Genomic DNA, 12,719 nt, shown 5'->3' on the forward strand with positions numbered 1-12,719 from the left:
TATTTAAATTATCAATTTTCAAAATAGCCTTTGTTACTTTTTACTATTTCTGCATTTCCTATTTCTTTAAGTAAAATTAAATTAAGGTCATTGCCTAAGTTCTTCTTATCTAGTTCAATGCTGTGAATAACCTCTCCCATATTGATATCCATTTCATAAGGAAGCTTATTCTTTTTAAGTATTTCTTTAATCTTCTCTGCCGAACCTTTTTTCGTAAAACCCTTTTCTTCGCTTATTTTTGTTATTTCATACATACCAATAGCTACAGCTACTCCATGGGTATATTTTGAATAGTTATAATACTGTTCTATGGCATGACCTAGTGTATGACCAAAGTTTAATAACATTCTTTCACCCTTATCTTTTTCATCTCTTTCTACTGTAAGCTTTTTAATGTTGCAACAAGTATAAATTATCTCTTCAATATTATCCATAAGCTTTCCTTTACTATCTAAGCTATTTAAAAAATCAAAAAACTTCTTATCTTTAATGCATCCATATTTAATTACTTCAGCCATTCCATCAGTAAAGAATTCATCACTTAGAGTATTTAATACTTCTGGATCAATAAAAACTGCTATTGGATGATAAAAGCTTCCTACAAGATTTTTACCTCTTGCTAAATCAACAGCTACCTTTCCACCAACACTACTATCTACTTGTGCTAAAAGAGAAGTAGGCACTTGAATAAATTTAATTCCTCTCAAGTAAGTTGAGGCTGCAAATCCTCCAATATCACCTATTACTCCACCACCTAGAGTAATAACTATATCACTTCTTGTTAATTTAAAATCTAACATTTCATTGTATATTTTAGGTAATGTACTAAAGGACTTACTATGTTCTCCCGCTTCAAGAGCCATTAATCTTACATCATATCCTTCTGCTTTCAAGCTATTTACTATTTTATTTCCGTAATAATTATTTACATTATCATCTGTTAAGATAAAAATTTTCTTTCCTTTATATAGTTCTTTTATTTTATATTGAATATTATTAATTAATCCCTTTTCAATAATGATAGGATAACTTCTTTTAATTAAATCAATTTTTAATTCCAATAAAAACGCCACCTCAATAAAAATTAAAATGAAGAATTAAAAATGAATTTTTAACTATCCATTCTTAATTATTCATTTATCTATACACATAAATATAATTTTATATTATCATAAATAGTAAAATACATAAAATAATCTAATGTTCTGAGATTACTCCTATATTTCACCACCTATAGGCACCTCTTATAAATACTTTTCAAATTATAGAATAGGTGATACTAGCTTAATTAAAGATTCTTTTATTCTTAATACCCTACTTCTTTTTTCATATGCTTCTTTTGTTACAAATGTTGAGAATTTTTGATCATTTAAAAATATTTTCGATTGTTCCTTAGCCACTACTCCATCATATATAAAAGCATTAACTTCAAAATTCAATCTAAAGCTTCTATTATCCATATTGGCTGTTCCTATACTACTAACAATATCATCTGACACTATTGTTTTGGAATGAATAAAACCATTATTATATCTATATATTTTCACCCCATAATCTATTAAGTTAGCTATATTAGCACTTAATACCCACTCCATAAAGAAATGATCTGGCTTATCAGGAACAATAATTCTCACATCAACACCTGATAATGCCGATATTCTTAGAGCTTCCAAAATCGGTTCATCAGGAACTAAATATGGTGTCTGAATATATACATACTTTCTAGCATTATTTATTATTTTCATATAAGCAATTTTTATATATTCATCCATATGATCTGGTCCAGAAGATACTATCTGCATACCTACACGTCCATACTCCTTAGGCTTAGGAAAATATTTTATTATATTATCAAAATTTTCATTAGAAGCATAATCCCAATCTAAAATAAATCTTTTATTTAACTCATTTACAGCTTGCCCTTTCACTTTTAAATGAGTATCTCGCCAGAATTTAAATTGATGTCCTCTATTAACATATTCATTTCCTACATTAAATCCACCTACATATCCTATTTCACCATCAATAATTACAATTTTTCTATGATTCCTATAGTTGATTCTTGTATTTATTCTTGGAAATGCCCCTGGAAAAAAGATACTAAATTTTATTCCTAAACTCTTAATATATCTTATTTCTTTTTGCTTTAAATTTTTAGAGCCCATTCCATCTACTAAAAGCCTTACTTCAACATCCTCATCCACCTTTGATTTTAACTCATCTATAATAGCTTTTCCTAAGTCATCAAATCTAAAAATATAGTATTCAATATGTATAAAGCTTTTAGCTGACCTAATATCCTTAATTAAATCCTGAAATTTCTTTTCACCACTTATATATGTTTTCACTTCATTACCTGTAGTGTAAATTGATCCACATTGATTATAATTCATTAAGATTAAATCACTGTATTCATCTTGAAGTTCCATCTTTATTCCATGAATCTCCTGCATTTCTTCTAATCCAGCAGCTCTAGTCTTATCAATTATTTTCTTTTCTCTAAATATTTTCTGTCTACTTAAATTCTGTCCTAAAAGTAAATAAACAATAAATCCTACTCCAGGAATAAGCAGCAAAATTAATAACCAAGCCCATGTAGTAGTTGGATCTTTTCTTTCAATAAAAATCAAAGAAAATACAGATATCATATTAACTAACATTAGTAATATAGCTACAGCAATATAAAATTGCACTTTTATTCCCCCTTAGCATTTGGTTTTATATAATATTTTTATTATATACTTTAATTAATTTATATTATACTAATAAGGAATATAAAACCTCAAATTTATTAATATTAAAAAAGGAATTCAAATTAGAATTCCTTTTTCATCATCTTATATCAAATTAATTTGATATAACTCTATATTCATTTATTTTTTTATTTAAAGTATCTGTTTAATAATCCTTGGAATGCTTTTCCGTGTCTAGCTTCGTCTCTAGCCATTTCGTGAACTGTATCATGAATTGCATCTAAGTTAGCAGCTTTAGCTCTCTTAGCTAAATCGAACTTACCTTCAGTTGCTCCATTTTCAGCTTCAATTCTCATTTCTAAGTTTTTCTTAGTTGAATTAGTAACAACTTCTCCTAATAATTCAGCAAACTTAGCAGCATGTTCTGCTTCTTCGTAAGCAGCTTTTTCCCAGTATAATCCTATTTCTGGATATCCTTCTCTATGAGCAACTCTTGCCATAGCTAAGTACATACCAACTTCACAGCATTCTCCTTCAAAGTTTGCTCTTAAATCAGCCATTATGTCTTCTGAAGCTCCTTGTGCAGCTCCTACTTCGTGTTCTGCAGCCCAAGTCATTTCTCCTGTTTGTTCTTTGAACTTATCAGCTCCTACGTGACAAACTGGACATTCTGCTGGTGCAGCTTCTCCTTCATGAATATATCCACATACTATACATACAAATTTCTTCATAATTTTATTCCTCCTAAAATCTTTTATATATTTTTAAATTTATATATCTACTTTGAATAATTACTCTTCTGTTTCTTGTAAGTAACCTTACACTTATTATTATATAATAATTATTATTAATTACAAGCCCTTTTTTAAAAATTTTTTAAATTTTTTTCTAATTGAGAATACCTTTCAACTAGCACTACTAAAAGCTTTATAGCCTCTCTATATGATATTAATTATCAATTAGATAAGAATAGTTATATTTTTAATCATTAGTTACTTCTTTCTTCTATTAACTCCTTTAAATAAATTAAAAGCACCAAATAACAATGCTATTTGATTCTTTCTATTAATTATTCTCTTGATATAATTCCATTTTTATAATTGATTTAAACAAGTCTCCATCAATTTCTATATTCAGTTCTCCGCCATGAAGCTCTACTATACTTTTAGCAATAGCAAGCCCAAGACCAGATCCTTCTGTAGTCCTTGCTTCATCTCCACGTTTAAATCTATTTGTTATTTCCCCAGCATCAAAGTTTAGTTCATAAGATGAGATATTCTTCATTACAATAATGGCATTTTTTTCATCCTTAATAATATCAATATATACCCTTGTCCCTCTTAAAGAATATTTGGTTATGTTGGAAATTAAATTTTCAAAGACTCTAAATAATCTTCTTCCATCTCCATTAACATAAACTTTTTCTTCTGGGAAATTAGTTCTAATCTCTAATAAACTCTCAATGAGTTTTTCATCGAACTCACCTAAAGTCTGTCTTAGAAGCTGCACTATATCTATTTTAGCCAAATGAAGCTCCATTTCACCACTTGCAGCTTTAGAAGCTTCAAACAAATCTTCTATTAGCGCTTTTAGCCTTTGAGATTTACTGTCTAGAACAGCAATATAATCTCTTGCACTTTCTGGTTCTATAGGTTCTCGCTTTAATAAATCAATGTAATTTATAATTGAGGTCAACGGAGTCTTTAAATCATGAGAGACATTAGTTATAAGCTCACTTTTCATCTTTTCACTCTTCATTTCATTCTTTAAAGACTTTCTTAAGCCCTCTTTAATATTATTGATATCATGTGCCAAGTTAGATAAGTATCCTTTTCCTCTTTCCTCAATCTTATAGGTTAATTCTCCGCTGGCTGCATCCTTTGCCCCAAGCATTATTTTATCTAAATATACCATGCTTTTTATTAATTTGATAAGCAGAGCAAAACTTATTAAAAAGCCTACTATAAAACATGGCCATAATAACCTTCCATTATTAAATATACCTACCAACAATAATATAACTACTGTAGATATATACATAATTCCAATTATAAAGATATTCTTTATGAACGATCCTCTTTTAATTATATCTTTTGTTGTATAATATATGGTTTTACTAATAGTATTTTCAAAAATTGCTCCCTCAGAATAGCTTACTATTAACGTCTCTACTGTTACATATAATAAAATTAAAATAATAGATAATATAAGTATATTCCTATAAGTAAAGCTAATTAAATATCTTCCTTCACCAAGTATTTTATTATAATAACTATTAAATATTAGCTTATATGCTATGTATGCTAACAATAAGCCTCCCAACTTATATTCAAGTGGATATTTCTTTAATTTATCTATTAATATATCAACTTCATGCATCCTGCTATTTTCTTTCTTTTTTAAATATAATAGTAATGCTAATATAGCTACTGATACCAAACATACTATTATCTTAATACCTATAACATGTCCTATCTCTTCAATAGATTTATAAGCACTATATATAGAATCTCCCTTCTGCAAAACTTTTGGTATCCATACATATAGTTCTATACTATAATTATTTAAATAATAATATTTGGATGATTGATTTTGTATATATGATGATACGTAATTTCCACTGGTATAATATCCTGAAGAATTTCTTTTAATTCTATTTACTATATGAGAATTAGTAGATTTTTTTCCTGATATATATACATTTTCAGTAACACCATCATTAGTGGTAATCTTTCTTATAGAATAGTATTTTGTATCTTTTATCAAATCTTCATCTGCTTTTTTTTTAGTAATCCAGCTATTACTAAGTATATCAAAAGCTGCAAAATCAATATTATTATAAGCACTTAGCTGAACTTTTAGATTTTCATATGCCGTCTTTTTACTTTCTAAAATTTCTTCAAGTAAACTGGCTTCATCATATGCATATTTCTCTTCTATCTTCTTTCTTTCTTCATTTAATATAGCCTGTTGCTCATCATAACTATAATCATGAAAACCTTGCGAACTTTCTCTTATACTTTTGATATTTTGATATTGGCTTTCAATCTTTTTTTCTATTTTTTGTTTATAACTATCAATTTCATATTGGTTTATATTGTTTATATCATTAACATATTCATCATTTTTATAATAAATAGCATAATCTAGCGCCATTCCTATATAATCATCTATTTCCTGTGCTAGATATGAATCAACATAAATCCTCTCTGGCAGTGTTAAATCATAGTTGTTAATCACTTCAACTCCTGACAAAATCGACATTGATAAAAAGATGAATATAAGAATATATAAGAAATAGTTAAAAAATTTCTTATTCATACTTTTCAATTTTGTAACCAATTCCCCACACCACCTTTAAATATTTGGGTTCTTTAGGATTGATTTCTATCTTTTCTCTAATCCTTCGTATATGTACTGCAACTGTATTTTCAGCATTATAGCTTGGTTCTTTCCATACATTTTCATATATTTCATCAATAGAAAATACTCTTCCCTTATTTTTTAATAATAGCTCTAATATACCAAACTCTGTTGCTGTAACCCTTATAGACTCACCTTCAACGAATACTTCTTTACTTTCCAAATTGATTTCTAATCCACTGGACTTTATTACCTTTTCATCTTCTTTAGAAACATTAACGTAATTTCCTAAAGTCATATATCTTCTTAATTGTGATTTTACTCTAGCAATTAATTCTAAAGGATTAAAAGGTTTAGTAATATAATCATCAGCTCCCATATTTAAACCTAATACCTTATCAGTATCTTCTGATTTTGCTGATATTAATATTATTGGAATATTTTTTTCCTCCCTAATCCTCATAGTAGTTCGTAATCCATCCATCTTAGGCATCATAATATCCATCAATATTAAATGTATTTCATTTTCCATCAATGCCTGAATAGCTTGTATACCATCATATGCTTTAATAACACCAATTCCCTCATTTTTTAAATATATTTCAATTGCATCAACTATTTCCTTATCATCATCTACTACTAAAACAGTATTCATATAACTTTTCAACTCCTCTCCATAATATTATAGCCTATAAAATTAAAAATACAAAAATCAAAACTTTTAGAAAAAAAGAGCATGATACTTTTTTTATATCATACTCTTTAGCAATTACTAACGTAATTTTATTAACTTAATGACATTGATCTTTTGCCATGTGATTTTTTATACTATATAGTTAAAAGAAGTCCTGCAATTGTAGCACTTAGAAGGTTTGCTAATGTTCCACCTAAAACAGCTTTCCATCCCAATCTTGCTATGTCAGCTTTTCTATTTGGAGCCATTCCACCTATACCACCTATTAAAATAGCAATAGAAGAAATATTAGCAAATCCACATAAAGCAAATGTTACTATTGCTGTAGTCTTTGCTGATAATTCTGGTAATAAAGGTGCCATATTACTAAATGCAACAAATTCATTTAATATTAATTTTTGACCTATTAATGATCCTGCTGTTACAGCTTCTCCCCACGGAACACCTATTATCGCTGCTACTGGTGAGAATATCCATCCTAATATTCCTTGTAAGCTTAAGTCAGATACACCGAACCAGCCTCCAATCCAACCAATTAAACCGTTAATTAATGCTATAACTGCAACGAATGCTAAAATGATAGCTGCTATGTTAAGAACTAGACCTAACCCATCAATTGCACCCTTTGATGCTGCATCAACAACATTTGCTGAATTATCTTTAATCATTTCAACTTCATTTTGAACCTTATCATGCTCTGTTTCTGGACAAAGAATTTTTGCTATTATAAGACCAGCTGGTGCTGCCATAAATGCTGCTGAAATTAAGTATTCTATTGGAATTCCAAGCATTGAATATCCTACTAATATTGAACCTGAAACTGATGCTAATCCACCAACCATTACTGCAAACAATTCAGATTCTGTAAGCTTTGAAACATAAGGTTTAATTAAAAGTGGCGCCTCTGTTTGACCTAAGAAAATATTTGCTGATGAAGATATTGTTTCTAATTGGGAAGTTCCTAAAAGCCTAGATAAAGCTCCCCCTATAACTCTAATAACAAACTGCATTATTCCTAAATAGTAAAGTATAGAAACAACTGCGGATATAAATATTATTACACATAATACATTAACAAAAAATATACTTCCATCATTAGCTAGTGAACCAAATACAAAACTAATACCTTCTTGAGCATAATCGATAACTGATTGTACTCCAAGAGCAACCTTGCTTAAAACATACTTACCTACACTCCACTTTAAAACGGCTAATGCAAATCCAAATTGAATTAAAAATCCAATTATTATGGTTCTCCATTTTATACGCTTCTTATTATTTGATAATAAGTATGCCACTGCAAATATAAATAAAATACCTATAATGCTATTTAAAATTGCCATAAAAATCTCCTTTTCTTTCATCAGTTAGTTTATTCTTATCTCTCTAATTTAGTATTTACAAGAATTTTTCACTTATACAAGAGCATTATTTTTACAAAATATTAATGTTCATAAACTATTTACGATTATACCCTTATTTAACCCCTTCTACAAAACAATATTTACCATATATTAAAAAATATATAATATAGTATATTCTTTTTTTAAATTTTTCTTAAATTATATACTATATTGGTATGTAATAAACATATTATATCATATATTGAAATTCCTATAAAAAGGCTTTATCACTATTATTGACTAACTTTCTTAATTACTATATAATAAAAAACAAATAATATAGTATAAAGTGTTGAAAAGAAGTAGTACTATAACCTTGTAATCTTAAGAGAACTGTTGGAAGGTGTAAAACAGTGTTTACATTATAGGAACTTGTCTTGGAACTTACTTGTCAAAAGCAAGTACGGGATTCCCGTTAACGATTTCGAGTGAGAAAATCTTTTTTTGATTTTCTAATAAGAGTGGTACCGCGAAATAATAGCTTTCGTCTCTTAAATATAGAGATGGAAGCTTTTTTATTTAATTAAAAGCAGATAATTGAAAAGTTAGAATTATGTATGAAACTCCTGAGGAATTTTTACCTCAATTATCCATAATCAATTTTCAATTATCAATTAACCTAGGGAGGATTTTAAAATGAGTAACTATGGAACTGCTATTGATAAAAAATGGCAAAAGAAATGGGAAGAAACTGAACTTTATAAATTTAATCCTAATAAAGAAGGAGAAAAATTATATGTTTTAGAAATGTTCTCTTACCCATCTGGAAGTCAATTACATGCTGGTCACTGGTTCAATTATGGTCCAGTTGATTCATGGGCAAGATTAAAGAAGATGCAAGGATACAATGTATTCCAACCAATGGGATTTGATGCCTTTGGTCTACCAGCTGAAAACTTTGCTATTAAAACAGGAATTCATCCATGGGATTCTACCGAAAAAAATATCAAGACTATGGAAGATCAATTAAAAGCTATGGGAGCTATGTTTAACTGGGAAAATGAAGTTATCACATGTACTCCTGAATACTACAAATGGACTCAATGGATATTCTTAAAGCTTTACGAAAAGGGATTAGCCTACAGAAAGAAAGCCCCTGTAAATTGGTGTCCATCATGTAATACAGTTTTAGCTAATGAACAAGTTCATGAAGGATATTGTGAAAGATGTTCTACTGAAGTAACTAAAAAAGACTTAACTCAATGGTTCTTTAAAATAACTGAATATGCTGATGAGTTATTAGAAAAATTAGATACTTTAGATTGGCCAGAAAAAACTGTTGCTATGCAAAAACACTGGATAGGAAAATCTACTGGTGCACAAGTTACTTTCAAAGTTAAAAATTCAGCAACTAGCTTTGATGTATTTACAACAAGAGTTGATACATTAAATGGTGTAACTTATGTTGTTTTAGCACCTGAAAATCCATTAGTAGATGAACTAACTACTGCAGAAAACAAAACTGCCGTTGAAGAATACAAAGAAGCTGCTAAAAAGCAATCTGATATAGAAAGACAATCTCTTTCAAGAGAAAAAACTGGTGTATTCACTGGTTCATATGCAATAAACCCTATAAACGGTAAAGAAGTACCTGTATGGGTTGGTGATTACGTACTTGCTACTTATGGTACTGGTGCTGTTATGGCTGTTCCAGCTCACGATGAAAGAGACTTTGCTTTTGCAACTAAATTTAACTTACCAATAGAAAGAGTTATCACTAACAAAAAAGGTGAAGAAGTTGAACTTCCATACTGTGAATACGGAGTACTTGTTAACTCTGGACAATTTGATGGTTTAACTACTGAAGAAGCTAAAGAAAAAATCGTTGCTAAATTAGCAGAAAATAAATTAGGTGAATCAAAAGTTAATTATAGATTAAGAGACTGGCTAGTTTCTAGACAAAGATACTGGGGAGCCCCAATCCCTATGATTTACTGTGAAGACTGTGGTACTGTACCAGTTCCAGAAAAAGATCTTCCAGTACAATTACCATATGATGTTCAATTTGCACCTGATGGAAAATCTCCACTGGCTAAATGTGAATCATTCATCAATACTACTTGCCCATGCTGTGGTAAACCAGCTAAAAGAGAATGCGATACATTAGATACTTTCGTATGTTCTTCATGGTACCAAATGAGATATGTAGATAACAAAAACTCAGAAAAAGCTTTCGATAAGGACTTAGTAGACAAAATGCTACCAGTTGACAAATATGTTGGTGGACCTGAACATGCTTGCATGCACTTACTATATGCTAGATTTATCACTAAAGCTTTAAGAGATATGGGATACTTAAGCTTTGACGAACCATTTAAGAGCTTAACTCACCAAGGTTTAATTTTAGGACCAGATGGATTAAAGATGTCAAAATCTAAAGGAAATACTATTTCTCCAGATGACTACATTAAAGAATACGGTGCTGACGTATTTAGAATGTACTTAATGTTTGGTTTTGCTTACACAGAAGGTGGAGCTTGGAGTGATGATGGAATTAAATCTGTTGCTAGATTCGTAGATAGAATTGAAAGATACTTAGATTTAGCTAGAGAAGCTATTGCTAATGGAGAAAACAATAAAATCACTATTGATAAAACTGAAAAAGAATTAAACTTCTGGTTAAACAACGCAATTAAAGGTGTTACTGAAGATGCTGATAAGATGCAATTCAATACTGCTATAGCAAGAATGATGGAATTTGTTAATGCATTTTCTAAATATCTTCAAGAAGAAACTAAGAACTTAGACTTCTTAAAGACTGTATGCAAAGACTTCATCAAGACTTTAGCACCATTTGCTCCTCACTTTGCTGAAGAACAATGGAATCTATTAACTGGTGAATACTCAGTATTTAACGAAGCTTGGCCAATATTTGACCCAAATGCTCTTGTTAAAGATGAAGTAGAAATAGCTATCCAAGTAAACGGAAAAATTAAATCTAAGATTAATGTATCTACTGATTTAGATGAAGAAGGAATTAAAGCAGCTGCTTTAACTGATGAAAATATACTTGCTGCTACAGAAGGTAAAAATATTGTTAAAGTCATAGTAATCAAAGGAAGACTTGTTAATATAGTAGTAAAATAAAAAAGAGTGCCTAATCACTCTTTTTTTATTTGATTATTAAGAAATAAAAAAAACTCAGCCTAAACTGAGTTTTTTCCTTAATTCATAATCCATCATTAACTAAGCTCTTCTAGCACTGGTTTAAATTTAGCAAGTACTTGACTTACTAATTCTTCATCTAATGCAGTATAATAAGAAAGGTATCCTGCTTCACCTAATGCTCTGTAAGCATCCTTACTCATTTCCATCCAACTTTCAGGTATGTAAACCCATACGATTTCTTCATATTTACAGCTTAATAAGAAATGTTCCATACCAAAGAAAGCATATTCCTCTATTTCATGAAGCCTATTAAACTTCTCATAATCATCTACTACTTGTGAAGTTAATTTGTATTCATATATATCTGCATAAAAGAAATCAAATTTATCTTTTTCTGCAGTATAGGCATCGCCTTGAATTATTTTTATTTTAGGATTGTCAGCAAAATTCTTATTATACAAATCAATTACTTCCTGGCTTATTTCATAAACAGTTACTTCACTAACATTTTCTTTCTTAGCCATTTCCCAAACAGTATAGCCTAACCCTAAGCCAACTACACCCACTTTTCCATGAGCTCTCTTTATTGAAAAATACGCACCTTCTACTTCTAAAGGAGTAAGTCTCATCCATATATGCTCTGGTCCATGAAGTTCTAATATAGGCTTATTAACTTCTCCTTCTTTAGCATATAAATAGCCTTGTATTATTCCTTTTAATCCATCAATTGCTTTTATTTCATAGCTACCAACCTTAGCTGGTGAAATTATTTTGCTATATTCATCTATTTTTTCTAAAACATAACTATCATTAAAGGGCTTCAAATCAAACAATTCCTTTCTTAGCAACATTTTTAGCCAATATACATAGGTTTATTATATTGTTAATTTGTTTAATTTTCAATATAATTTATAATTTTGTAAAAATGTCCTTTACTCTCATATACTCCTTTTAAAAATTCCTTGCTATTTCCGAGTAATATGGTATACTATGAATATAATTTGGAAAAATATTTTTGAGGTGATAATATGAATAAGTTTTTAGTAAGCGAAGAAGCATATAAAGAATTTAAAGCTTTCTTAGATGAAAATGAAGTGGAAAAATATAGTATTAGAATAAACTTAGCAGGTTTTGGATGCAGTGGTCCAGCTTTTAATATAACTGTTGACGAAGCAAATGAAAATGATGTTGTTGAAACAATGAATGATATAACTTTCATAGCTGAAAGCAAATTAGTTGATGAATTTGGTGGATTTAAATTACTTTCTTCTGAAGAAAATGATGGAAGAGGATTATCTCTTAAACCAGTTATCGAAGTTGCAGGTGGATGCGGTTCTTGCGGAGGTGGCTGCGGTCATTAAGGGGACGTCTCATAAATGATTTTTAAATCATTTATGTAGACGACCTCTTTTTTGTTTTTTAGAAAAATTATTCAGTTTATATTATGTAATTAGTGGT

General features: G+C 29.3%; 9 protein-coding genes and 1 other annotated feature. Of the genes, 2 read left to right on the top strand and 7 right to left on the bottom strand.

What is annotated here, in order from left to right; translation table 11 throughout:
• Window positions 1–11: 11 nt before the first annotated feature.
• From aroB to BHW04_RS04425, 6 genes are all read right to left on the bottom strand, one after another.
• Window positions 12–1,061 carry a 3-dehydroquinate synthase gene (aroB, locus tag BHW04_RS04400; protein ID WP_022212892.1) on the bottom strand — a complete coding sequence of 350 codons (1,050 nt, stop codon included), beginning with the start codon at window positions 1,059–1,061 and terminating at the stop codon, window positions 12–14.
• 201 nt (window positions 1,062–1,262) lie between these two features.
• Window positions 1,263–2,693, bottom strand: a complete 1,431-nt coding sequence (cls, locus tag BHW04_RS04405) for a cardiolipin synthase (RefSeq protein ID WP_022212891.1) — start codon at window positions 2,691–2,693, stop codon at window positions 1,263–1,265.
• A 188-nt stretch (window positions 2,694–2,881) separates the two neighbouring features.
• Window positions 2,882–3,424 (bottom strand): NADH peroxidase, encoded by a 543-nt coding sequence (locus tag BHW04_RS04410; protein ID WP_022212890.1) that lies wholly within the window; start codon window positions 3,422–3,424, stop codon window positions 2,882–2,884.
• 334 nt (window positions 3,425–3,758) lie between these two features.
• Complete coding sequence (locus tag BHW04_RS04415; RefSeq protein ID WP_302632151.1) at window positions 3,759–5,933, bottom strand: HAMP domain-containing sensor histidine kinase; 2,175 nt, start codon at window positions 5,931–5,933, stop codon at window positions 3,759–3,761.
• A gap of 73 nt (window positions 5,934–6,006) precedes the next feature.
• Window positions 6,007–6,711, bottom strand: coding sequence for a response regulator transcription factor (locus tag BHW04_RS04420; protein ID WP_022212888.1), 705 nt, complete (start codon window positions 6,709–6,711; stop codon window positions 6,007–6,009).
• A 173-nt stretch (window positions 6,712–6,884) separates the two neighbouring features.
• The gene (locus BHW04_RS04425) at window positions 6,885–8,093 is read right to left on the bottom strand and encodes a NupC/NupG family nucleoside CNT transporter (protein ID WP_022212887.1); all 1,209 of its coding nucleotides are present in this window, start codon (window positions 8,091–8,093) and stop codon (window positions 6,885–6,887) included.
• A gap of 343 nt (window positions 8,094–8,436) precedes the next feature.
• Window positions 8,437–8,648, top strand: a binding site (T-box leader).
• 141 nt (window positions 8,649–8,789) lie between these two features.
• On the opposite strand from BHW04_RS04425, the gene leuS reads away from it, so the two are divergent.
• Window positions 8,790–11,240 (top strand): leucine--tRNA ligase, encoded by a 2,451-nt coding sequence (gene leuS / locus BHW04_RS04430; protein WP_302699027.1) that lies wholly within the window; start codon window positions 8,790–8,792, stop codon window positions 11,238–11,240.
• Between the two features lie 95 nt (window positions 11,241–11,335).
• Here leuS and BHW04_RS04435 read toward each other — a convergent pair whose 3' ends face one another.
• Window positions 11,336–12,085, bottom strand: a complete 750-nt coding sequence (locus BHW04_RS04435) for a hypothetical protein (RefSeq protein WP_302699028.1) — start codon at window positions 12,083–12,085, stop codon at window positions 11,336–11,338.
• Between the two features lie 204 nt (window positions 12,086–12,289).
• On the opposite strand from BHW04_RS04435, the gene BHW04_RS04440 reads away from it, so the two are divergent.
• Complete coding sequence (locus tag BHW04_RS04440; RefSeq protein ID WP_022212884.1) at window positions 12,290–12,622, top strand: HesB-like protein; 333 nt, start codon at window positions 12,290–12,292, stop codon at window positions 12,620–12,622.
• Window positions 12,623–12,719 lie beyond the last annotated feature (97 nt).

Origin of the sequence: Clostridium sp. 29_15, assembly GCF_001916075.1 — a bacterium.
Classification (GTDB): Bacteria; Bacillota; Clostridia; order Clostridiales; family Clostridiaceae; genus Clostridium; species Clostridium lentum.

Excerpts from the sequence above, each read along its gene's own strand:
- BHW04_RS04440 (WP_022212884.1), top strand. The coding sequence starts at position 12,290 with ATGAATAAGTTTTTAGTAAGCGAAGAAGCATATAAAGAATTTAAAGCT.
- BHW04_RS04425 (WP_022212887.1), bottom strand. The coding sequence starts at position 8,093 with ATGGCAATTTTAAATAGCATTATAGGTATTTTATTTATATTTGCAGTG.
- leuS (WP_302699027.1), top strand. The coding sequence starts at position 8,790 with ATGAGTAACTATGGAACTGCTATTGATAAAAAATGGCAAAAGAAATGG.
- BHW04_RS04410 (WP_022212890.1), bottom strand. The coding sequence starts at position 3,424 with ATGAAGAAATTTGTATGTATAGTATGTGGATATATTCATGAAGGAGAA.
- BHW04_RS04420 (WP_022212888.1), bottom strand. The coding sequence starts at position 6,711 with ATGAATACTGTTTTAGTAGTAGATGATGATAAGGAAATAGTTGATGCA.